The following is a 22,810-nucleotide window of genomic DNA, read 5'->3' on the forward strand; positions in this document are numbered from 1 at the left end:
GAGATCCCCATGTCCAAACTCGTTCATGTCTGCACCCAGCGCCTGCTGCCCGCCGAACTCATGCAGTTCCAGCCCACCGTGCGCAGCCGCGGGCGCACGCGCGCGATCATGCCGCTGGGCAAACTCTGGATGAACGGCAGCACGCTGCGCGTGCGCTTCATCGGCGGCACCCCAGCACAACAGGCGACGGTGCGCGAGCAGGCGTCGTGGTGGACGGCGCACGCGAACCTCCAGTTCGACTTCAACAACGCGGCCGACGCCGAGATCCGCATCGGCTTCGACCCGGCCAAGGGCGCCTGGTCGTACGTGGGCACCGACAACCGCAGCATTCCACTGGACCAGCCCACCATGAACCTGGGCTTCATGGACGGCGGCACCGTGGCACACGAGTTCGGCCACGCCATCGGGCTCATGCACGAACACCAGAACCCGGCAGGCGGTATCCAGTGGAACGAGGCCGCCGTGATCCGCGACCTCTCTGGCCCACCCAACAACTGGAGCGAGGCCACCATCCGCCACAACGTGCTCAACAAGTACCGCGCCGACCAGATCAACGGCACGACCTTCGACCCCGATTCGGTGATGCTGTATTTCTTTCCGGGCAGCTGGGTACAAAACGGCGTGGGCACGCGCGCCAACCCGATCCTCTCCGCGCTGGACAAGGCCTTCATCGGCGGCGCAAAGGCCTATCCCAAGACCGCGCCCACGCTGGTGGACGCCAAAGAGCTCGTGATCGGCGCCACGCGCCGCACCTCGGCCGCCATTGGCAAAGCCGGTGAAGAAGACCTGTTCCAGTTCACCGTGAAAACCGGCGGCCCCCACATCATCGACACGCGAGGTCCCACCGATGTGGTGATGAAACTCTTTGGCCCCGACAGCCCCACCGCCGTGATTGCCGAAGACGACGACAGTGGCGTGGACACCAACGCACGGATCCACGCCAACCTCATCCCGGGCCGCTACTTCGTGCAGGTGCGTCACTACAACCGGGCCACCGGCATGGGCAACTACACGGTGAAGGTCCGCAAGGCCTGAGCCTGTTGCGCCCGCCAGAAACAAAAAAGGCTTCGGTTTCCCGAAGCCTTTTTCATGGGTCGAACCCGTTCAGGCCGCGACAGCCTCTTCGGCTCTTGCAGCCACCACCGGCTGGCGGATCAGGTAGTCGAAGGCGCTGAGCGCGGCCTTGGAACCATCACCCGCGGCGATCACGATCTGCTTGTACGGCACGGTGGTGCAGTCACCCGCAGCAAACACGCCGGGCACGTTGGTGTGGCCCTTGGCGTCGATCTCGATCTCGCCGTAGCGGCTCAGGTCCACGGTGCCCTTGAGCCACTCGGTGTTGGGCACCAGGCCGATCTGCACGAACACGCCTTCCAGCGCGACGTGTTTCACCTCGCCACTCACACGGTCCTTGAAACTCATGCCGTTGACCTTGCCGCCAGCGCCCGTGATCTCAGTCGTCTGCGCATTCACGTTGATGGTCACGTTGGGCAGGCTTTTGAGCTTGCTCACCAGCACCGCATCGGCCTTGAGCGCGTCGGCAAACTCGACCAGCGTCACGTGCTTCACGATGCCGGCCAGGTCGATCGCGGCCTCCACGCCGGAGTTGCCACCACCGATCACCGCCACGTCCTTGCCCTTGAAGAGGGGGCCGTCGCAGTGCGGGCAGTAGGCCACGCCCTTGTTCTTGTACTCGGCCTCGCCGGGCACGTTCACGTTGCGCCAGCGCGCACCGGTGGACAGGATCACGCTGCGCGAATGCAGCACCGCGCCATTGGCCATCTGCACCTGCACCAGACCGCCCGCTTCCTTGGCCGGAATGATCTTGTCGGCGCGCTGCAGGTTCATGATGTCCACGTCGTAGTGGCGCACCTGCGCTTCGAGCGCGGCGGCGAATTTGGGGCCGTCGGTTTCCAGCACGCTGATGTAGTTCTCGATCGCCATGGTGTCGTTGGTCTGGCCACCGAAGCGCTCGGCGGCCACACCCACGCGGATGCCCTTGCGGGCGGCGTACACGGCCGCAGCAGCACCCGCCGGGCCACCGCCGACGATCAACACGTCGTAGGGGTCCTTGGCGTTGAGCTTGGCGGCTTCGCGCTCGTCGGACTTCACGTCCAGCTTGGCCACGATCTCTTCGAGCAGCATGCGGCCCGAGCCGAACAGCTCACCATTGAGGAAGACCATGGGCACGGCCAGGATCTGGCGCTCTTCCACCTCGGCCTGGTAGAGACCACCGTCGATGACGGTGGCTTTCACGGCCGGGTTGAGGATGGACATCAGCGTGAGCGCCTGCACCACGTCCGGGCAGTTGTGGCACGAGAGGCTCATGTACATCTCGAAGTTGAAGTCGCCTTCCAGGCCCTTGATTTGATCGATCACGGCGGCCTCGACCTTGGGCGGATGGCCACCCGTCCACAGCAGAGCCAGCACCAGCGAGGTGAACTCGTGACCCAGCGGAATGGCCGCAAAACGCACGCCGGTGGATTCACCGTCGCGGGCAATCACAAACGAAGGCTTGCGCGCATCGGTGCCGCTCTCGTCGAAGCTCACCAGGTCGGACAGCCCGGCAACTTCCTGCAGCAACTCCTTCATCTCGGCCGCGCCGGCGCTGGCGTCCAGCGAAGCGATCAAACGGATCGGACGCTGCAGCTTGCCGAGGTAAGCCTGCAGTTGCGTCTTGAGGTTGGTGTCGAGCATGAAATTCTCCTGAATGGGGTTGAGGCATCAATGCCGCCGGTGGATGGGCCCAAAGGCCCATCGGTCTGCGGTACTAAAGACTGCGGGGGACGATCAGATCTTGCCGACCAGGTCCAGCGAAGGCGTGATGGTCTTGGCGCCTTCGTTCCACTTGGCTGGGCAGACCTGGCCTGGGTTGTTGGCCACGAACTGGGCAGCCTTGAGCTTGCGCAGGGTTTCCTTGACGTCGCGAGCGATCGCGTTGTCGTGGATTTCAGCGGTCTTGATCACGCCTTCGGGGTTGATGATGAAGGTGCCGCGCAGCGCCAGACCTTCTTCTTCGATGTGCACGCCGAACGCGCGGGTCAGCGCGTGGGTCGGGTCACCGATCAGCGGGAACTTGGCCTTGCCCACGGCGGGCGAGGTCTCGTGCCACACCTTGTGCGCGAAGTGGGTGTCGGTGGTCACGATGTAGACCTCGGCACCGGCCTTCTGGAACTCGGCGTAGTTGTCGGCTGCGTCTTCCACTTCGGTCGGGCAGTTGAAGGTGAAGGCAGCGGGCATGAAGATCAGGACCGACCACTCACCGCGCAGGCTGGCGTCGGACACGGGCACGAATTTGCCGTTGTGGAAGGCTTGGGCCTGGAAGGGCTGAACGGTGGTGTTGATCAGGGACATGGTGTTTCCTTGGAGGTGAAGTTGCGGGAATGGTGAACGGGGTACTGCTGTCGCAGCGCTGGCTCGAACTATAGCTCATGTCTATCAGCAATCTTTATTGATAGTCACTATCTGGTCGATAGCCAGACTGTTGCAGCGCAACACATCGGGCGTTCAAGGCCTTACATTTTAATGCGAATCGTTCTCGTTCGATATACAATCCACGCTTCAAGCCAGCCAGGACGCCGTCGCGTGCAGCCAGCCGAAAACCTCTTCAGCTTGTTGCCACCATGTCCCAACGGAAATCCCACCGGCGTCCCGCCACCCTCCGCCCCACGCCTTCGAGGCCCCTGCCCGCTTCCACCGCCATGCTGCCCCTGGGCGCCATGCTCCTGGCCGGTTCCCTGAGCGCCATGGCGCAAACCACGCCGTCCAACACGCTGCCCACGGTGACGGTGCGGGAACAGGCCGAGGCGCCGGAAGGCAAGGACGCACTGCGTGCGACGGAAACAGGCATCGGCAAAGGCCGTCAGAAATTGCGCGACATTCCGCAATCGGTGACCGTGGTGACCGAGAAGCTCATCGACGACCGCAACCTCGACACGGTCAAGGAAGCCCTGAAAAACACGGCAGGCATCACCTTCCTGGCGGCTGAAGGCGCCGAAGAAGACATCCGGCTGCGAGGGTTCTCACTGCAGGCCACGGGCGACCTGTTCATTGACGGGATGCGCGATCCTGCCTTCTACGAACGCGACACGTTCAACCTCGACCGCATGGAAGTGCTGCGGGGTTCTGCCTCCATGCTGTTTGGGCGTGGTTCCACCGGCGGCGCGGTCAACCAGGTCAGCAAGGTGCCGCGTCTGATCACCGAGCACCAGGTCGACCTGACCCTGGGCAGCCACGCCTACCGCCGCGTGCAGGGCGATTTCAACATCCAGACCGGTGAGAGTTCGGCCCTGCGCCTCAACGCCATGGTGACCAAGGCCGACAACAACGGCTCGGGCGCCAGCCTCGACAAAAACGGCGTGGCTCTGGCCTACCGCTGGGGCATCGGCGAGCGCAACGAGTTCCAGGCCAGCATCTACAACCTGGACAACAACAACGGCATCAACTACGGCATCCCGTTTATTGCGCCCTACGCAGGCGCGCCCAACACCGAGCGCGTGCTGCTGCCGCTGGATCCCAAGAACTACTACGGCCTGGCCAGCGACTACAACGACAGCAGCGCGACCATTGCCGGCTTCAGCCACATCCACCGCTTTGACCGCGAGAGCGAGATCAAGACCCAGGTCCGGGTGGGCCAGTTCAAGCGCGACCAACGCTCGGGTGCGATCCGCTTCGCTGCGGCAGGGCTCCAACCCGGTGGTGTGGCCGCCAACCTGACCAACTTTGGTCCCGATACGGTTCTGCAGCGCAACCTGCATCTCAAAATCCAGGACATGGACAACGTCCATGTGCAGAGCGACTACAACGGCAAGTTCGAGGCGCTCGGCTTCAAGCACGACATCCTGGCCGGCGTGGACGCGTCGCGCGAGGAAAAGACGGTCTACGCGGCACGCAACGCCAACCAGGGTGGCGTGGTGCCGACCAAACCCACCACCACCATCGGAACGCCCAACGACGGGGCTTCCGTGAACGAAGCCCTGCGGGTGCTTCGCATCAGCAACCAGTACGCGTCAACCGGCTGGGGCGCCTATGTGCAGGACGTGGTTCAAATCACCCCCACCTGGAAGCTGGTCGGTGGACTGCGCTACGACAACCTCACGGGCGACTACGACGCCTTCTCGATTCCGAACGGTGCGCCAGGGCCGGTCACAACCAACAGCTACCGCATGAAGGTGTCCGAGGTGAGTCAGCGCGTGGGCGCTCTGTGGCAGCCCAACGCACTGCAATCGTTCCATGCCTCCGCGGGCACCTCGTTCAACACCTCGGGCGATGCCTATTCGCTCGGCGCAAGCAACGTGGACACGCCGCCCGAGAAGAGCATCAACCTTGAAATCGGCGCCAAGCTGGATTCGGCTGACAAACGCTTCACGACGCGCCTGGCTGTGTTCCGCTCGACCAAGCTCAACGAGCGCAACACCGACCCCGATCTGCCGGTGGTCACGCTCTCGGGCAAGCGCCATGTGGCCGGCTTCGAGGCCGACATTTCCGGACGCCTTTCGCCGACCTGGGAGGTCTACGGCTCCTACATGTGGATCCCCATCGCCAAGGTGGACAAAGCTGCGCCCTGCCCACCATCGGGCGGTTGCACGCAAAACACGCCCGGTGAGCGCGTCGGCGACCGCCCGACCCTCACACCCGAGCACAGCGGCACGGTGTGGAGCACCTGGCAGCTCACGCCCAAGTTCCGCTTTGGTGCCGGCCTGAACTTCCGCAGCAAGCAGAAACCCCTTCGCTCCGAGTTCCATGTGCCCAGCTACGTGACAGCCGACCTCATGGCCGAGTACCGCTTTGACTTCGAAAACCTGATCCTCAAGGCCAACCTCACCAACGTGACCAACAAGCTTTACGCCGACGCCCTCTACCCCGCGCACTATGTGCCGGGTGCGGGCCGCACGCTGCAGGTGACTGCCAGCCTGAAGTTCTGACAACGCACCGCTCCCAGGCTTTCGCCGCCCCACCTGCGTGGGGCGGCTTTTTGCCTTATCCAATGACACCAACACAAGAACTCCCATGCTGTTGACCTTGCCCGACATCCTGAGCCAAGACGACCTGCGCAAGGTCCACCAGGCGCTGACCAACGCGCCCTGGTCCGACGGCGGCGAGAGCGCAGGCACCCAGGCCCGCGCGGTCAAGAACAACCTGCAACTGCCGCACGACTGCGACGCGGCCCAGGCCATCCGCGCCCAGGTGCTGCGGGGCCTTGACAGCAGCCCGCGGTTCTTTTCAGCGGTGCTGCCACTCAAGGTGTTCACGCCGCGCATCAACCGCTATGCAGGGGAGAGCAACGCCTACGGCAACCACATCGACAACGCTGTGCGCGTGTTGCCCGGTGGTCAACGCGTGCGAACCGATGTCTCATGCACCGTCTTCCTGAACGATCCGACCGACTACGACGGTGGTGAACTGGTGGTCGCCGACACGTACGGTGAACACAGCGTCAAGCTGCCCGCCGGGCATGCCGTGATTTACCCTGGCACCAGCGTGCACCAGGTCAAGCCCGTCACGCGTGGCGAGCGCCTGGCCTGTTTCTTCTGGGTCCAGAGCATGGTGCGCAGCGACGAACACAGACGCATCTTGTTCGACCTCGACATGAACCTGCTCGCGCTGCGCCAGCGCCACGGTGAAACCGCCGAGACCACCGCCCTCACGGGGACGTATCACAACCTGCTGCGCCTGTGGGCCGACACATGAGCTCCGCGTCCACCACTGCGCAAACGCTGCCCGATGGCGTGGTGACGCTGGCCGACCACGAATTCCACGCTCGCGGCCTGCTCGACGAAGCGGTGTGGGCCTATTTCAATGGCGGAGCCGCCGACGAGCTCACCTTGCGTGCCAATGCGCAGGCCTGGCAAACCATCGAGCTGCTGCCGCGCGTGATGCGCCAGTTGAGCGGCGGCCACACCCGCGTGAACCTCCTGGGCCGCGAATGGCCCCACCCCATCCTGGTCGCGCCCATGGCCTACCAGCGGCTGGCCCATCCCCACGCCGAGCAAGCCACCGCGCTCGCCGCTGCGGCGCTGGGGGCCGGGCTCGTGCTCAGCACACAGGCCAGCACACTGCTTGAAGACGTGGCCAGGACCGTCCTGCCCGAGCCAGACCGTGGCCCACTCTGGTTTCAGCTCTACCTGCTGCCCGACCGCGGCTTCATGAAAACACTGGTGCAGCGCGCGGAAGCTGCCGGCTTCGACGCCCTGGTGCTCACGGTCGACGCGCCCGTGCAAGGAGCTCGCGACCGGGAGCGCCGCGCCGGCTTTCGACGGCCGGCAGACATCACGGCGGTCAACCTGGTCGGGCGTGTGGCGCCCTCGCCGCTTTCCCTGCGGCCAGGCCAGAGCAGGCTGTTCGACGACCTCATGACCCACGCCCCCACCTGGGACGACATCGCCTGGCTGCGCTCCATCACCCGCCTCCCCGTGCTGCTCAAAGGGGTCGTGCACCCGCTGGATGCGCGGCAGGCGCTGAGCTGCGGCGCAGCCGGCGTGATCGTCTCCAACCACGGAGGGCGCACGCTCGACACCATGCCCGCCACCGCCACGCTGCTGCCGCGGGTGATGCAGGCGGTTGCGGGTGATGCGCCTGTGTTGGTGGACGGCGGCATCCGCCGCGGCACCGACGTGCTCAAGGCCATGGCGCTGGGCGCCTCGGCTGTGCTGGTGGGCCGCCCGGTGCTGCACGGCCTGGCCAACGCCGGTGCCACCGGGGTGGCCCATGTGCTGCGCCTCTTGCGCGACGAGCTCGAGATCTCCATGGCACTCACCGGCTGCCGGACCCTGTCCCATGCAGCTGCGACCCTGAGCCACGCCTGACCTCCGTCAGGAAGTGATGGAACACCCGCCTGCCAGCGGGATCTCAGCCCAGAGGCGGCGGTGGTCCGGCCCAATCGCCGCCCAAGGCCTTGTACAAGTCGAGCGCCGCCGTGAGGCGCGACAGGCTCTGTGTGGCCAGCGCGTCGAGCGCGGCAAACAAGGTGCGCTGCGCATCCAGCACCGACAGCAGATCGCCACTGCCCTCGCGGTAACGCAGCTCGGCGAGTTGCAGCGAACGCCGCGCCTGCGCCACCACCTCGCGCTGCAGCGCTTCCTGGCGCTGGCTGCGGTCCACGTTGCCCAGCCCGTCGTCGACTTCCTTGAGCGCGGTGCGGATGGCCTTGCCGTAGTTCTCGATCAACACCAAGCGTTGCGACTCGGTGCTGCGGATCTGCAGGCGCTGGCGCCCGCCGTCAAAGATGGACTGCGCGAGCGACAGGCCGATCGAAATGCCGCGCGTGGGATCGGCCAGGCTCAACAAGGCCGAGGTGCCCAGGCTGCCCGAGGCCGACAGCGACAGGCTGGGCAGCAGTGCCGCGCGCGCGGCGTCCACGTTGGCATCGGCCGCGGCGAGCTGCGCCTCGGCCGATGCCAGGTCGGGCCGGCGCGTGAGCAAGGACGAGGGCAGGCCCGGCGACAGCGCGGGCACACGCAGTTGTGCGAATTCGCCCGCCTCGGGCGTGTAGCCCTGCGGCACGCGGCCCAGCAGCAGCGCCAGCGCCGTGCCGGTCTGGCGCTGCTGCAGCTCCAGCGGCAGCAAGGCCGTGCGTTGCGACAGCACCGTGGTGCGCTGCTGCGACACCTCCAGCGCGGTGGCCACGCCGTTGCGCTGGCGCGCCTCAACGATGGCGAGCACACGCTCGGCAATGGCCAGGTTCTCGCGCGCGATGCGCAGGCGTTCGGCGGTGTTGAGCCACAGGAAATAGTTGTTGGCCACGCCGGTCAGCAGCGTGAGGCGCGCGGTCTTCCAGTCGAACTCGCTGGCCTGCAACGAGGCCTCGCCAGCGCGCACGCCGGCGGCAACCCGGCCCCAGAGGTCGACCTCGTAGCTCACGGACAAACCCACGCTGCTCGACTCGCGCGAAGTGGCCGGCACACCGGGCCCGTCGCTGCGGTTGGCCGACACACCCGCGTTTCCATTCACCGACGGCAGGCGCGACACGCCGGCCTGCTGCAAGGCCAGGTCGGCCTGGCGGATGCGTTCGATGGCAATGCGCAGATCGGGGCTGCCGGCCTGGGCTTCTTCAATCAGGCGCTCCAGCGGCTCCGAGCCGAAGGACTGCCACCACGCGGTGGTGAGCTGCGCGGCCTCTGAAGACGGGGTCGCCGGGCTCCAGGCCGCCGGCATCTCGACCACCGGCGCGCGCGCCGGGTCGGTGGTGGCGCAGGCCTGCAGCGCGAGCGCGATGGCCAGCACCAGCGGTTTGGCGAAAGGAAATGCAAACGGTTTCATGACAGTGCTCATTCGGAGGAAAGGGCCACCACAGGGTCCAGCCGGGCGGCCTTGCGCGCCGGCAAGTAGCCAAAGATCAGGCCGGTGGCAAACGCGCAGCCAAAGGCCAGCACCACCGGGGCCACGGAGTACTGCACCGCGGTGCCGGTCGCGCCGATCACAAAGGCCACGCCCAGGCCGATGACCACACCAATGAGGCCGCCCAGCGCAGAGACCACCAGCGCCTCGATCAGGAACTGCTGCAGGATGTTGCGCGTGCGCGCGCCCGTGGCCATGCGGATGCCGATCTCGCGGGTGCGCTCGGTCACGCTGACCAGCATGATGTTCATCACCCCGATGCCACCCACCAGCAGCGAGATGGCGGCAATCGAGCCCAGCAGGATGGTCATGGTGTTCTGGGTTTCGGTGGCGGTGTCGATGATGGACGCCATGTTGCGGATCTGGAAATCGATCACGCCATGGCGCTCGGCAAGCAGCGACTCCACCGCCGACTGCGTCTCGTCGATGCGGCTCACGTCGTCCACCGCCACCGTCACGTTGCGCAGAAATCGCTGGCCCGACAGGCGCAGCTGGCTGGTGGCATACGGCACCAGCACCACGTCGTCCTGGTCCTGCCCGCTGGGCGAGGCACCGCGCGAGCTCATCACGCCCACCACCTGGAAGATCAGGTTGTTGACCAGCACGAACTTGCCCAGCGGCTCCTCTCCGCCGGGAAACAAGGCCTTGGCCACGGTCTGGCCGAGCACCGCCACGGTGGCGTACTCCTGCTCGTCTTCGTCGGTGAAAAAGGTGCCGTGCTGCACGCGCCATTGGCGTGCCAGCGGAAATTTCGCCGAGGTGCCCAGGATGCTGCTGGAGTAGTCGGCGTCACCAAACCGCAGCGTGGCCGTGCTGCTCTGTTCGGGCACGGCGGCCACCACGTTGGGCACTTCCTTGTCGATCGCGTTCACATCGGCCAGCACCAGCGTGGCGGTGTTTGAGAAACCGCGCTGGTTGGGTGCGCCCGGGCGCACCAGCAGCAGGTTGGAGCCCATCGCGCTGATGCGGTCGATCACCACCTGCTTGGCGCCGTCGCCAATGGCCAGCATGGTGATCACCGACGCCACGCCGATCACGATGCCGAGCAAGGTGAGGATGGCGCGGAACACATTGGCACGCAACGCACGCAACGCCGTGCGCGCGGCCTCCACCACATCGCCCAGTTGCGAGATCTTGCCGCCACGGGCCTGCCACGTCAGTGCGGCCTGGGCCGATTCACCCTCGGGCGGGCGTGGACCGGGATCGGACACGATGTCGCCGTCCTTGATCTCGATCACGCGGTTGGCGTGCGCGGCCACCTCGGCCGCGTGTGTGATCAGGATCACCGTGTGACCTTTGGCGGCCAGGTCCTTGAGCAAGACCATCACGTCGGCGCCGCTCTTGCTGTCCAGCGCACCGGTGGGTTCGTCCGCCAGGATCACGCGGCCGCCGTTCATGAGCGCACGCGCAATCGACACGCGCTGCTGCTGCCCGCCCGACAGCTGGTTGGGCCGGTGGTGCATGCGCTCGCCCAGGCCGAGCGAGCCCAGCAGCTCGGCCGCGCGCGCGTGGCGCTCGGCCGGCGGAATGCCGGCGTACACCGCGGGCACTTCCACGTTGTCGGCCGCGGTGCCGGTGGCGATCAGGTTGTAGCTCTGGAACACAAAGCCGAAGGCGTCGCGCCGCAGTTCGGCAAGCTCGTCGCGCTCGAACTCCGACACGTCACGGCCCATGAACAGATAGCGGCCGGTGGTGGGTTTGTCCAGGCAACCCAGGATGTTCATCAGGGTCGATTTGCCCGAGCCCGAGGCGCCCATGATGGCCACCAGCTCACCGGGGTAGATCTTGAGGTCGATGCCGTGCAGCACCTCCACCGCGAGGTCGCCATTGCGGTAGGTCTTGGTGATGCCGCTCAGGTCGATCAGCGGCACGCCCAGCCCGGGCGCTGCGGCGCCAGGCCGGGGTGCTGCTGCGCCAAGCTGGGGTGCTGCTGCGCGCAGTGCCTCGGCGTCGGGGGTGTGGGGCAACTGGCTCATCGCCGTGCCCCACCTGCAGCGCCACCGGGCATGCCGCCCGGCCCGCCCATGGCCTGACCGACACCCGCGCCCTGCTGCGCCGCGGTGGTGCGGCGCTCCGGTTCACGCACACCGGCAACCACGCGCTCGCCTTCCTTCAGACCCGACAACACCTCGGCGTGCACGCGGTTGCTCACGCCGATGGTCACGTCGCGCTCCTTGATGCTGCTGTCCTCGGCCATCACCTTGGCTTTGGCCTGGCGCGGTCCACGCACGGGGCGCGCAGCGGCTTCGTTGCGCGGCATGCCGCTGCTGACCGCGGGACGGGTGCGGGCAGGCTCGCCTGCACCTGGTGTGCCTGCAGCAGGCGCACTGGCCGCTGGCGCGCCCGGAGCAACGGCCGCACCCGCCGCGGGCGGCCCACCCTGCACACCCCGGTTGCCCTGCGCGGCACTGCGCTGGATCGTCAGGGCCGACATCGGCACCATCAACACGTCTTTGGCATCCGACACTACAAAGAACACCTGCGCCGTCATCTGCGTCATCAGGCTGCGGTTGTTGTTGGGCACTTCAAACAGCGCGTTGTAGAGCACCACGTTGTTGGTCACGGTGGGGGTGGGCTCGATCTTCTTGAGTTCGCCGTACCAACGCCTTCCCTGGCCACCGAGGGTGGTGAAGTACACCGGCATGCCGCCGCGGAGCTTGCTCACGTCGGCCTCCGACACCTGCGTCTGCACCGTCATCACCGACAGGTCGGCAATGCGCATCAGCGTGGGTGCGGACTGGTTGGTGTTGAGCGTCTGGCCCTGGCGCGCGGTGATGCTCACCACCGTGCCACCCATGGGGGCGTAGATCTTGGTGAACTTGAGGTTGGCCTCTTCCACCCGCATGCTGGCCTGCAGCTGTTCCATCGACGCCTTGAGCGACTGGATCTGGGCGCGCGCGGTGCGCACCGTGGTCTCTGCGTTCTGCAAGGTCTCGGTGGTGGTGGCTTCTTCGAGCATCAGGTTCTTCTGGCGCTGCAGGTCGCGCTCGGCCTTGCCCAACGCAAGTTCGCGCTCGGTCATCTGGGCCGCCTGTGAACGCAGCTGGGCACGGCTGGCTTCCACGCGCGCCATCGATGTTTCGGCGTCGATCTCGGCCAGCAGGTCGCCCTCTTTGACCTCGCTGCCCACCTCCACCAGGATCTTGCGCAACTGGCCCGACACCTGCGCGCCCACGTCCACATAGTCGCGCGGCTGCAGCGAACCGGTGGCGCTGACCTGGTCTTCTATGTCGCCGCGCTGCACGGTGGCCGTGATGTAGGCGCTCTCGGCTTTCGCGCCCGGGCCATACCGGACCCAGGCCAGCCCGCCGCCCAACACGGCCAGCGCGACCAGTGCGATCACGGCCAGTTGCCAGGGGCTTCGTTTGCGGACGGCAGTGGAAGAAACTTGGTTCATATCGGTGTGTGTCGTGCCAGGCGTTGGTTCAGGTGATGCCGCATGGTGCACGGCAAATATGGAAAGAATGCGCAAGATACGAAGCCGCGCGTGCACAAAGTTTGAAAGATTTGGGCTTACGCTCCACGACACCATGCCTTCAGACCGCACCACACCGACCTCAACCCTGCCCCGCTCCCGCGCCTGGCTCTCGCGCTTCGACACCTTGCGCGTCAAGCTCTTCCTGGCGATTGCAGGTGCCAACGTGGTGCTGGTCATGTCGGCCTACCTGATCTACAGCTGGAGCTTTGACAAAGGCCTGGTCGAGTACCTGAACAAGGCAGACGAGGCCCGGCTGCAACCCCTGATCGTGCGACTCGCCGAGGGCCACCGCCTGCACGGCAACTGGGACTGGATCACCAACGACCGTCAGCGCTGGCAAGACCTTTCGCGCGAGGTGCTGGGCAGCGGCCGCATGGCGCGCCGCGCAGCAGAAGGTCAGCCTGCGGCACTGCCCGGGGAAGGTGCACCCCCACCCGAACCACCACCGGACAACACCGCGCCCGTCGTCACGGGACCGCCCCCGCCCGCCGTGCCCCCCACGCTCACCATCGACCCTCGACTGCTCCTCCTGGACCCGCAGCACCAGTTGCTCATGGGACCCGAAGGCCGCACCGAACAGGCCGTGCTCAAACCCATCGAGGTCGACAGCCAGTTGGTGGGTTACCTGGGCTACGTGCCGCGGTTGAAGATGGTGGCCTCGCTGGAGCGCGTGTTCCTCGCGCAGCAGACCCGCACCTTTGCCGCGATTGCGCTGGGCATGCTCGCCGCCGTGCTGCTCAACGCCGCGCTGATCGCGCGCTGGCTCTCGCGGCGCCTGCGGGTGCTCGGCGAAGGCACGGCCGCGGTGGCGCAAGGCGACTACAGCGTGCGTCTGCCCGCGCGCGGCCACGACGAACTCGCCCAGCTTGCCGATGCCTTCAACCACATGGCCACCTCGTTGCAGGCGGCGCAACAGGCGCGCCAGCAATGGATCGCCGACATCGCGCACGAGCTGCGCACGCCGCTGGCCACGCTGCGCGCCGAGATCGAAGCCCTGCAGGACGGCGTGCGAAAGCCCGACATGGCCAACCTCGACTCGCTGGCGCAGGAAGTGCACCGCCTCACCCGGCTGGTGGAAGACCTGCGGCTGCTCTCGCTCTCCGACCTGGGTGCGCTGGACTACCGGCTGGCCACCGTGGACCTCGGCCGTTTTGTGGGTCACCACCTGAGCGACGCCACCGGCCTGCAGGGCGAAGCCCTGAAGGTTCGGAGCGAACTCGATGACGGTGTGCAGATTCGCGCCGACGGCGACCGGCTGGACCAGGTGCTCTCGAACCTGCTGCAGAACACACAGCGCTACAGCAGCGCCCCGACCACGCTGAGCGTGCAGGTGCGCCGCGACGGTACCGAAGCGCGGCTGACCTGGGAGGACACCGGACCGGGCGTGCCGCCCGAGGCCTTGCCCCGCCTGACCGAGCGGCTCTACCGCGTGGACGCTTCGCGCTCGAGCGACAGCGGCGGCTCGGGCCTGGGGCTGGCCATCGCACACGCCATTGTTGAAGGCCATGGCGGGCGCATGCAGGCCTCGGCCAGCGCGCTCGGTGGCCTGCGCTGGGACATCTGGTTGCCCCTGCACGCGGAAGCCGCCCATGACTGAAACACGCCCACGCATCCTCATCGTCGAAGATGAAAACAAGATCGCCGGCGTGCTGCTGGACTACCTCGCCCAGGCGGGCTATGACTCGCACCACCTCACGCGGGGCGACGAAGTGGAGCCCTGGCTGGACAAGCACCCGGTCGATCTGTTGCTGCTCGACCTGATGCTGCCCGGCAAGAACGGGCTGGACATCTGCAAGGCCTTGCGCGCCGGCATGCCCGGACGCCCGGCACCGGCCATCATCATGGTCACGGCGCGCGTGGAAGAGATCGACCGCCTGCTCGGGCTGGAGCTCGGCGCCGACGACTACATCTGCAAACCCTTCAGCCCGCGCGAGGTGATCGCGCGCATCAAGGCCGTGTTGCGCCGGGGCACGCACACCGCCTCAGCCGCGAGCGAAGAACCGTCCGGCGGCTTGACGATGGAGGATGGCGCGTGGCGCGCCACCATCGCCGGCCACGATCTGGGTCTGACTGCGGTGGAGTACCAGCTGCTCAAGGTCTTGAGCGCACGGCCCGGTCGCATCTTTTCGCGCGAACAACTGATGGACCTGATGTACCGCGACGAACGCATCGTCTCCGACCGCACGGTGGACAGCCACATCAAGAAGTTGCGCCGCAAGATCCAGGAACAGCTGCCGGAACACGAGCTGATCCACTCGGTCTACGGGCTCGGCTACCGGTTCGACCCGCTCCCCTAAGACCCGCCCTTGTGCGCGACGCACCAAGGCCCCGGGGTGCCTGCGGCGCCAAGCGCCCGCGCTCCTATTCTTTTTCGTCGTTTATACAAATGCGACGTATTCTTGTTTAGAATTGGCGCTTCACGCAGCCCCACACAGTGGCGCAGTCAGCACCACCGAAAGGACACGCCATGACCACCGGAATCGCCGCCCTCGGCACCAGCCTGATCGTGTTGTTGTGCGCCCTGTGGTGGATCTTTCGCAACTGATGCACAAACAGCCCACGCCGCTAAACTGATGAACTCTTTCAGCGCCACCCTGGCGCCGCCCCTCACGCCCATGCTTGCTGTCGCGCCTTCACGCCTGCACCGCCGTCTGGCCATCGTGCTCGCAGTGGTCGTGTTTCACGTGGGGGCGCTCTGGGCCTTGCAAAGCGGCTTGCTCAAGCGCGCGGTGGAGCTGGTGATCCCGGTGCAAGTGATGGCCGAGTTCATCACGCCGCCGCAGCCGCAGATCGAGCCGCCGCCGCCCGCCCCGCCGGTGGCCAAGCCCACACCGCCAAAGCCGAAACCCAGGCCGGTGCCCCAGCCCCTGCCACAACCGGTGGCCAGGCCCACGCCCGAACCGTCCACGCTCGCACCGGTGGTGCCGCCCAGCCCACCCGCACCACCGGCCCCCCCCGAGCCCGTGGTGGCCGCCGCACCGCCGGCCCCGCCCGCGCCGCCCGCACCACCACGCATCGAGCTGCCGTCCAGCAGTGCCGACTACCTCAACAACCCACGCCCGCCCTACCCGCCGCTGTCCAAGCGCCTGGGTGAACAAGGCAGGGTGGTGGTGCGCGTCTTCATCGAAGCGGATGGAACCGCCTCACGAGCCGAGGTGCGCCAGTCCAGCGGCTTCGAGCGACTGGACCAGACCGCGGTGCAAACGGTGATGCGCTGGCGCTATGTGCCCGGCAAACGCGCCGGTGTGCCCGAGGCCATGTGGTTCAACGTGCCGATCAATTTCGTTTTGGAATAAACCCCGTCAGCAGGAGTCAGAAAAATCATGGAACCACAACTCGCCACTTCGGGCATCGCCCACGTCTGGGCCCAGGGCGACTGGGTCACCCGTTCGGTGGCCATCGTGCTGCTGGTCATGTCCCTGGCCACCTGGATCATCATCCTGTGGAAGGCGCTGGACCAACGCGCCCAACGCGCACAGGCCAAGGGCGTTGAAGGTTTCTGGCACAGCGCCGACTTCGCAGAAGGCCTGGACAAGCTGGGCTCGCCAGAAGGCAACCCGTTTCGGGCCGTGGCCCTGGAAGGCCGCGAATCCACACGCCACATCCTGCACAAGGACGGCCACAACGGTTCGCCGCCGCAGCGCCAGTTGCACGACAGCCTCGACGTGAGCGACTGGGTCGAGCGTTCGTTGCGCAAGAGCGTGGACGACCACACCGCACGCGCGCAGAGCGGGCTGTCGGTGCTGGCCTCGGTGGCGTCCACCGCGCCCTTCGTGGGCCTGTTCGGCACGGTCTGGGGCATCTACCACGCGCTCTTGAGCATCGGCGCGGCGGGCCAGGTCAGCATCGACCAGGTGGCCGGGCCGATCGGCGAGGCGCTGATCATGACGGCGCTGGGCCTGCTGGTGGCCATTCCCGCGGTGCTGGGCTACAACGCCCTGGTGCGCGGCAACAAGGGCATCAGCCACCAGCTCAACCGTTTCGCGCACGACCTGCACGCCTACTTCGTCACCGGCGCCCGCGTCACCGCAGGTGGTGACGGCAAGGTGCTGCCGATGAAGAAAACCCTGTAAGGAGCCCCCATGGCCATTGGAACCTCCCAGGACAACGACGACATGATGAGCGAGATCAACATGATCCCGTTCATCGACGTGATGCTGGTGCTGCTGATCATCTTCATCATCACGGTGCCGGTGATCAAACACGCAGTCAACATCGAACTGCCGCAAGCCAGCATGGAGAAGGTGCTGGACAAGCCGGAGAACATCCGCCTCTCGGTGGACGCCGACGGTGTGTACTTCTGGAACGACCAGCGCGTGGAAGACGCCGACTTCGCCATCCGCCTGACGGCTGCTGCCGCGCAAGAGCCGCAGCCCGAGCTGCACATCCGCGGCGACAAGGCGGTGCGCTACGAACGTGTGGCGCAAGCCATGGCCACCGCGCAGCGCAGCGGCGTGCGCAAGATCGGCTTCATCACCGAACCCGCACCATGAACACGCAAGCTCGCCCGGACCCCGAACGGGAAGCTTTCCCGGCGGTGGAAGAAACCGAACCGAAGGAAGGCACTTTTCCGTCCGTGCCCAGCGAGTCGCTGCTGCGCGGCCAGAAGGCCGTGACGATCAGCCACAACGGATCGATCTACCGCCTGCACGCCACGCGCCAAGGCAAGCTGATCCTGACCAAGTAGTTTTGAATCGTGGGGCGACCTCGGAGATTTCACCGTCTCCGGGCGTCGTTTTTGACCAGCCAAGGGGCGTTGTGCCCGGTTAGCCAGGTCTTTTTTCGTTCGCCCCGGTTCAGGGCTTACAGCCCGATGGCGGCAATGCCTGCGCGCGCAATCTGCGCGTCTTCGGTCGACTTCACGCCGCTCACACCCACCGCACCCAGGCACTGGCCGTCTTTCATGATCGGCACGCCGCCTTCCAGCATGCCTGAGAGGAACGGAGCGCTCAGGAACGATGTGCGGCCCTGGTTGATCACGTCCTCGTAGACCTTGCTCTCGCGCCGTCCCATGGCCGCCGTGTGGGCCTTGGCCGGGGCAATGTGCGAGGAGATCGCGGCTGCGCCGTCCAGCCGCTGCAGGCCCAGCAAATGCCCGCCGTCGTCCACGATGGCGATCGTGACCGCCCAGTTGTTCTTCAGCGCTTCGGCCTCGGCCGCCGCAGCGATCAGTTTGACGTCGGCGCTTTCCAGCATGGGTTTGTTTTTCATGAACTTAAGTCCTGTTGGGGTGTCAGAGAAAGGTTGCAAGTCGGGATTGAGACGATCCGCGTGCCCAGGGCGAACGATACCGCGACCATTGAGGGTCATGAGGTCACAAGTGACCTTACCAAAATTGCGGTTTCTGGCCCCCTGTGTGCCGGGCAGGGCATCACCCTACAATGCATTTCCACCGGTCGGGTGCCATTCCGGCGCCCGGGTACCGGCCCCCACGTGTCAGATGATGAAGGAGATCACCACCATGACCGATCAAGTCCACACCAGCGGCCGCTTCGGCACCGCGGTATCGAGCGATGCGCAGCGCAACAAAGTCATGCGCAACACCTACTGGCTGCTGGCCCTGTCCATGCTGCCGACCGTACTGGGCGCCTGGATCGGCGTGCAGACCGGCATCACGGCCGCGCTCACGGGTGGCATCGGACTGATCGTCTTTCTGGGCGGCGCCTTCGGCTTCATGTACGCCATCGAGAAGACCAAGAACTCCGCCGCCGGCGTGCCGGTGCTGCTGGGCTTCACCTTCTTCATGGGCCTGATGCTCTCGCGCCTGCTGGCCTCGGTGCTTGGCTTCAGCAACGGCTCCAGCCTGATCATGACGGCCTTCGGCGGCACCGCCGGCGTGTTCTTCGTCATGGCGAACCTGTCGACCGTGATCAAGCGCGACATCTCGGGCATGGGCAAGTGGCTCTTCGTGGGCGCCCTGGCCATCATGATCGGCGCGATCATCAACGTGTTCGTGGGCAGCCCGGCCGCCATGGCCGCCATTGCCACCCTGGCCATCGTGGTGTTCAGCATGTACCTGCTGTACGACCTGAAGCGCATCGTGGACGGCGGCGAGACCAACTACATCACCGCCACCCTGGGCCTGTACCTGAGCGTCTTCAACATCTTCCAGAGCCTGTTGATGCTGTTGGGCATGTTCGGCGGCGACCGCGAATAAGCGGCTTCGCGAGCTCCACGAAAAAAGGACCTTCGGGTCCTTTTTTCATGTCGGTACTTTTCCCTGGCCAAACAGGTGTCAAGTTCCTGATTCAAAAGCCGAAACAACAGGGAACCCACACCGACGACCATGCGACACACCGCCCTCTCCGCCTGCCTTCTTGGTGCCGCCAGCCTGCTGGCGGGTTGCGATGCGCTCGGCATCGAGAGCGCCGTCGACGTCGCGGCCAAGAAGGAAGCCGAAGGCAAGGCCATCGGCAGCGCCTGCCGCCACGCGGTGCGCAGCATCGAGGACTGTTTCGGCGGCTACCCGCGCGCGGGCAAGGCCGCCGTGTTCGCCGGCTGGAAAGAGATGGACGAGTACATGCGCGAGAACGCCATCGTGGGCATGCCGGCCGAGCCCGCGCCGGCGGGTGCGGCCCCTGCGGCCAGCCCGACTGCCCCCGACGGCGACAAGGCCGCCAGCGCCTCGCGCAACTCCTGATCCGCCGCCCCGCCCGGTTTACTCCGGCGTCGGGTCCTCGCCCGGCACGCGGGTGGGATCGAGTTCGAACACCGCCATGCTTTCCACGTGCGCCGTGTGCGCGAACATGTTGACCACGCCCGCCGCCACGCAGCGGTAGCCCGCCTGGTGCACCAGCAAACCCGCGTCGCGCGCCAGCGTGGCGGGATTGCAGCTCACATACACAATGCGCTGCGGCGGCGTCCAGCCACCGCGCTGGGCCGGGTTCTGGTGCAGATCCGCCAAGGCCTTGGCCAGCGCAAAAGCGCCTTCGCGCGGTGGGTCCACCAGCCATTTCTGCGCCGTGCCGTCGGACACCAGCAGGCCCGGCGTCATCTCGAACAGGTTGCGCGCGGCAAAGGCCGTGGGCGCCAGCGGGCGGTCGCGGCCGGCCTGGTTGAGCGCGAGGTTGTCGCGCGAGCGCGCCACCAGGGTCTCGCTGCCTTCAATGCCCAGCACCTCGCCCGCCGTGGTGGCAATGGGCAGGGTGAAGTTGCCCAGGCCACAGAACCAGTCGATCACGCGCTCGTCCTTCTTCGCATCCAGCAGGCGCAGGGCCCGCGTGACCAGCACCCGGTTGATGGCGGGATTGACCTGGGTGAAGTCGGTTGGCTTGAACGGCATGGTGATGCCGAACTCGGGCAAGGCGTAAGACAGCTGCGGACCATCGGTGTCGAGCAGCTTGACCGTGTCCGGCCCCTTGGCCTGCAACCACCACTGCACGCCGTGCTGCTGCGCGAACGCACGCAGGCGGCTGATGTCGTCGTCGCTCAGCGGCTCCAGGTGGCGCAGCACCATGGCCGTCACCGAGTCGCCACAGGCCAGCTCGATCTGCGGGCAGGTTTCGCGCGCGTCCATGCCGAAAATGAGTTCGCGCAGCGGCATGAGCATTTCGCTGACGTGTGGCGGCAGCACCGGGCAGACCCGCATGTCGGCCACGTACCGGCTCTTGCGCTCGTGAAAACCGATCAGCACCTCGCCTTTTTTGTGCACATGGCGCACCGACAGGCGCGCGCGGTAGCGGTAGCCCCAGGCCGGCCCTTCGATCGGGCGCAGCATCATCTCGGCGCGCACCTTGCCCAGGTGCCAGAGGTTGTCTTCGAGCACCCGCTGCTTCACGGCCACCTGGGCCGATTCGTGCAGGTGCTGCATCTTGCAGCCGCCACAGGCGCCGGCGTGCAGGCCGAAATGCGGGCAGCCGGGGCGCACCCGTTGGGACGACTCGTGATGCACCGCCGTCACCACACCGGCTTCCCAGTTGTTCTTCTTGCGGTGCACGTTGACGCTGACCTGCTCGAACGGCAGTGCGCCTTCAATGAAGACCACCTTGCCATCGGGCCGGCGGGCGATGCCCTGGGCATCGATGTCGAGGGATTCCACCGCGAGCCAGCCGTCGGGCAGAGGGCTCTCGGGCGCGTCGTGGGCCGCGGCGTTGGCGGTGGTGAGGAGGCTGTTTACGTGAAGGGTGGCTGCGGTTGTCATGCTCCGATTGTCTCAGGCCGCGTTTCGCCGCCGGGCCGCCACTAGGCGAAACAGCCCCCATGGGGGGCAGCGACCCGCGAAGCGGTGGAGCGTGGGGGCTCTGCTCTCAGGCCCAGGCCTTGAGATATTCGCCCCAGTGAGCCTCTTCAGGCGCCAGATTGCCCAGCGTCTCCTTCACCATCACGATCTCCTGTTCGTACTCGGCTTCGGTCAGGCCGCCGCGCATCTTCTGGAAACGGCAGTACACGAGGTAGGTGTTCATCACGTCGGTCTCGCAGTAGCGCCGGATGTCCTCGGTCTGCCCGGCAAGGTACTGCGCATACACCTGCGAACCGTCCATGCCGAGCTTGCCGGGAAAGCCGCAGAGCTTGGCCATAGCGTCCAGCGGCGCGTTGTTCTTGGGCGAGTACATGGCCAGCAGGTCCATCAGATCCAAGTGGCGCATGTGGTAGCGGCTGATGTAGTTGTTCCACTTGAACTCGCGGTCGTCTTCGCCGAGGTCCCAGTACTTGCTGGCCTCCACGCCATGGCGCAGGCCGCGGTAGTGCAGCACCGGCAGATCAAACCCGCCGCCATTCCAGCTCACCAGTTGCGGCGTGTGTTTCTCCACCGCTTGAAAGAAGGTCTGCACCACCTTGCCTTCGCTCTGGCCGTCGCGGTCCACAAAGGAGTGGATGCGCAGGCCCTCGGCGTTGCGGAACACACAGCTGATGACCAGCACGCGCTGCAGGTGCAGCGGCATGAAGTCGCTCTGGCCTTTGTCCTTGCGTTCGGCCAGCCAGGCCGCGTACACCTGCTCGTCGCTGTGGTCGGCCGGCGCACCACGCAAGGCGCGCAGGCCATCGACGTCGGGAATGGACTCGATGTCGAAAACGAGCACCGGCCAGGCCATGGTGGCCCTGGCTCAGCGTTTGGGCAGATAACCGATCGGATCGACCGGTTTGCCCAGGCGGCGCACCTCGAAATGCAACTTCACGCGGTCGGTGTCGCTGCTGCCCATCTCGGCGATCTTCTGGCCCTGGCGCACGGCCTGGTCTTCGCGCACCAGCAAAGCCTGGTTGTGCGCGTAAGCCGTGAGGTAGGTGTTGTTGTGCTTCAAGATGATGAGGTTGCCGTAGCCCCGCAGACCGGCTCCGGCGTACACCACCCGGCCGTCAGCGGCGGCCACCACCGGGTCACCGATCTTGCCGGCGATCGACACACCCTTGTTCGTCGCCTCATCGAAGTTGGACACCACCGTGCCCTGGGCCGGCCACACGAAATTGAGTTCGTCCGCACCTGCCGAGGCGGGTGCAGGTGCGGGGGCCGGGGCGGGAATGGGCGCGGCGGCGGGCGCCACGGGCGCGGTGTCGGTGAGCGGACGCGACACCACACCGGCCGGGTTGACCGGCGTGCTGGCCACACCGGTGGCGGGTGCTGGCTGGGCCACGATCGGTGCCGGCGGTTGCACACGCAGCACCTGGCCGACTTCGATGGCATTGGCATTGGCCAGGCTGTTCCAGGCCTGGAGATCGCGCCAGTTCTGGCCGCTGTCCAGCGCAATGCGGTAGAGCGTGTCGCCGGGTTTCACGGTGTAGTAGCCAGGTTTGCCGGCATTTTCGGCACCAGGCAGCACCACGGCAGCCGGGGGACGGGCCAAACCCCGGTCTTCCACCGGCGCGGGGCCGGACACGCGGCGGGTCGAACAGCCGGCCGTGACCAGCACAACCGCGGCAACAGCGGCCACGGCAGCCACCTGCCATGGAGAACGGCGCTGTTCGCGGGGCACGGTCGGTGCCAGGGGAAAACGCATGGACATGAAAACTCCCAACCTGTGAACGGAGCAAGCCTGGGGGCGGCTCCGGTATGAAAAACGC

Annotated in this window: 21 protein-coding genes; 12 read left to right on the forward strand and 9 right to left on the reverse strand. The window is 66.3% G+C overall.

The features are described 5' to 3' along the window. The first annotated feature begins 9 nt into the window (after positions 1-9). On the forward strand, positions 10-1,035 hold the full coding sequence (locus BSY239_RS10300) for a M12 family metallopeptidase (protein WP_069046770.1): 1,026 nt from the start codon (positions 10-12) through the stop codon (positions 1,033-1,035). Positions 1,036-1,104: 69 nt separating this feature from the next. On the opposite strand, the gene ahpF is transcribed toward BSY239_RS10300, so the two are convergent. After that, positions 1,105-2,697 carry an alkyl hydroperoxide reductase subunit F gene (gene ahpF / locus BSY239_RS10305; RefSeq protein WP_069046771.1) on the reverse strand — a complete coding sequence of 531 codons (1,593 nt, stop codon included), beginning with the start codon at positions 2,695-2,697 and terminating at the stop codon, positions 1,105-1,107. Positions 2,698-2,790: 93 nt separating this feature from the next. Further along, positions 2,791-3,354, reverse strand: coding sequence for an alkyl hydroperoxide reductase subunit C (gene ahpC / locus BSY239_RS10310; protein ID WP_069046772.1), 564 nt, complete (start codon positions 3,352-3,354; stop codon positions 2,791-2,793). 347 nt (positions 3,355-3,701) lie between these two features. Here ahpC and BSY239_RS10315 point away from each other — a divergent pair, with 347 nt between their 5' ends. The 3 genes from BSY239_RS10315 (at position 3,702) to BSY239_RS10325 (ending at position 7,805) form a co-directional block, all read left to right on the forward strand. Continuing rightward, positions 3,702-5,924 carry a TonB-dependent receptor gene (locus tag BSY239_RS10315; RefSeq protein WP_069046773.1) on the forward strand — a complete coding sequence of 741 codons (2,223 nt, stop codon included), beginning with the start codon at positions 3,702-3,704 and terminating at the stop codon, positions 5,922-5,924. A gap of 85 nt (positions 5,925-6,009) precedes the next feature. Beyond that, complete coding sequence (locus BSY239_RS10320) at positions 6,010-6,690, forward strand: Fe2+-dependent dioxygenase (RefSeq protein ID WP_069046774.1); 681 nt, start codon at positions 6,010-6,012, stop codon at positions 6,688-6,690. Beyond that, positions 6,687-7,805, forward strand: a complete 1,119-nt coding sequence (locus BSY239_RS10325) for an alpha-hydroxy acid oxidase (protein WP_069046775.1) — start codon at positions 6,687-6,689, stop codon at positions 7,803-7,805. The genes BSY239_RS10320 and BSY239_RS10325 overlap by 4 nt, the downstream gene beginning before the upstream one ends. A gap of 43 nt (positions 7,806-7,848) precedes the next feature. Here the strand turns inward: BSY239_RS10325 and BSY239_RS10330 are convergent, their stop codons facing one another. The 3 genes from BSY239_RS10330 to BSY239_RS10340 are packed head-to-tail and all read right to left on the reverse strand — an operon-like array spanning position 7,849 to position 12,733. Further along, positions 7,849-9,258, reverse strand: coding sequence for an efflux transporter outer membrane subunit (locus BSY239_RS10330; protein ID WP_069046776.1), 1,410 nt, complete (start codon positions 9,256-9,258; stop codon positions 7,849-7,851). An 8-nt stretch (positions 9,259-9,266) separates the two neighbouring features. Beyond that, positions 9,267-11,312, reverse strand: a complete 2,046-nt coding sequence (locus BSY239_RS10335) for a MacB family efflux pump subunit (protein ID WP_083239912.1) — start codon at positions 11,310-11,312, stop codon at positions 9,267-9,269. Further along, positions 11,309-12,733, reverse strand: a complete 1,425-nt coding sequence (locus BSY239_RS10340) for an efflux RND transporter periplasmic adaptor subunit (protein WP_069046777.1) — start codon at positions 12,731-12,733, stop codon at positions 11,309-11,311. Before BSY239_RS10340 ends, BSY239_RS10335 begins: the two co-directional genes overlap by 4 nt. A 133-nt stretch (positions 12,734-12,866) precedes the next feature. On the opposite strand from BSY239_RS10340, the gene BSY239_RS10345 reads away from it, so the two are divergent. From BSY239_RS10345 to hemP, 6 genes are all read left to right on the forward strand, one after another. Next, complete coding sequence (locus BSY239_RS10345; protein ID WP_172823094.1) at positions 12,867-14,411, forward strand: ATP-binding protein; 1,545 nt, start codon at positions 12,867-12,869, stop codon at positions 14,409-14,411. Then, positions 14,404-15,111: a response regulator gene (locus BSY239_RS10350; protein WP_069046778.1), complete on the forward strand. Its 708-nt coding sequence runs from the start codon at positions 14,404-14,406 to the stop codon at positions 15,109-15,111. Before BSY239_RS10345 ends, BSY239_RS10350 begins: the two co-directional genes overlap by 8 nt. A 276-nt stretch (positions 15,112-15,387) precedes the next feature. After that, the gene (locus BSY239_RS10355) at positions 15,388-16,110 is read left to right on the forward strand and encodes an energy transducer TonB (RefSeq protein ID WP_442905789.1); all 723 of its coding nucleotides are present in this window, start codon (positions 15,388-15,390) and stop codon (positions 16,108-16,110) included. Positions 16,111-16,137: 27 nt separating this feature from the next. Beyond that, positions 16,138-16,887 (forward strand): MotA/TolQ/ExbB proton channel family protein, encoded by a 750-nt coding sequence (locus BSY239_RS10360; protein WP_069046779.1) that lies wholly within the window; start codon positions 16,138-16,140, stop codon positions 16,885-16,887. Positions 16,888-16,896: 9 nt separating this feature from the next. Further along, positions 16,897-17,307, forward strand: coding sequence for an ExbD/TolR family protein (locus BSY239_RS10365; protein ID WP_069046780.1), 411 nt, complete (start codon positions 16,897-16,899; stop codon positions 17,305-17,307). After that, the gene (gene hemP, locus BSY239_RS10370) at positions 17,304-17,501 is read left to right on the forward strand and encodes a hemin uptake protein HemP (protein WP_069046781.1); all 198 of its coding nucleotides are present in this window, start codon (positions 17,304-17,306) and stop codon (positions 17,499-17,501) included. Before BSY239_RS10365 ends, hemP begins: the two co-directional genes overlap by 4 nt. A 116-nt stretch (positions 17,502-17,617) precedes the next feature. On the opposite strand, the gene BSY239_RS10375 is transcribed toward hemP, so the two are convergent. After that, entirely contained in the window at positions 17,618-18,025 is a 408-nt protein-coding gene (locus BSY239_RS10375) for a GlcG/HbpS family heme-binding protein (protein ID WP_069046782.1), read from the reverse strand. 250 nt (positions 18,026-18,275) lie between these two features. Here BSY239_RS10375 and BSY239_RS10380 point away from each other — a divergent pair, with 250 nt between their 5' ends. Together BSY239_RS10380 and BSY239_RS10385 are read left to right on the forward strand one after the other, a co-directional pair. Then, complete coding sequence (locus BSY239_RS10380; RefSeq protein WP_069048915.1) at positions 18,276-18,971, forward strand: Bax inhibitor-1 family protein; 696 nt, start codon at positions 18,276-18,278, stop codon at positions 18,969-18,971. Positions 18,972-19,100: 129 nt separating this feature from the next. Further along, positions 19,101-19,454: a hypothetical protein gene (locus BSY239_RS10385; RefSeq protein WP_069046783.1), complete on the forward strand. Its 354-nt coding sequence runs from the start codon at positions 19,101-19,103 to the stop codon at positions 19,452-19,454. A gap of 18 nt (positions 19,455-19,472) precedes the next feature. Here the strand turns inward: BSY239_RS10385 and rlmD are convergent, their stop codons facing one another. The 3 genes from rlmD to BSY239_RS10400 form a co-directional block, all read right to left on the reverse strand. Then, entirely contained in the window at positions 19,473-20,954 is a 1,482-nt protein-coding gene (rlmD, locus tag BSY239_RS10390) for a 23S rRNA (uracil(1939)-C(5))-methyltransferase RlmD (protein ID WP_069046784.1), read from the reverse strand. A 106-nt stretch (positions 20,955-21,060) separates the two neighbouring features. Continuing rightward, entirely contained in the window at positions 21,061-21,846 is a 786-nt protein-coding gene (locus BSY239_RS10395; RefSeq protein ID WP_069046785.1) for a 3'-5' exonuclease, read from the reverse strand. A 12-nt stretch (positions 21,847-21,858) separates the two neighbouring features. After that, positions 21,859-22,746, reverse strand: a complete 888-nt coding sequence (locus BSY239_RS10400) for a peptidoglycan DD-metalloendopeptidase family protein (protein WP_083240183.1) — start codon at positions 22,744-22,746, stop codon at positions 21,859-21,861. Positions 22,747-22,810 lie beyond the last annotated feature (64 nt).

Source organism: Hydrogenophaga sp. RAC07, from assembly GCF_001713375.1.
In the GTDB taxonomy this organism is placed as follows: Bacteria; Pseudomonadota; Gammaproteobacteria; order Burkholderiales; family Burkholderiaceae_C; genus Hydrogenophaga.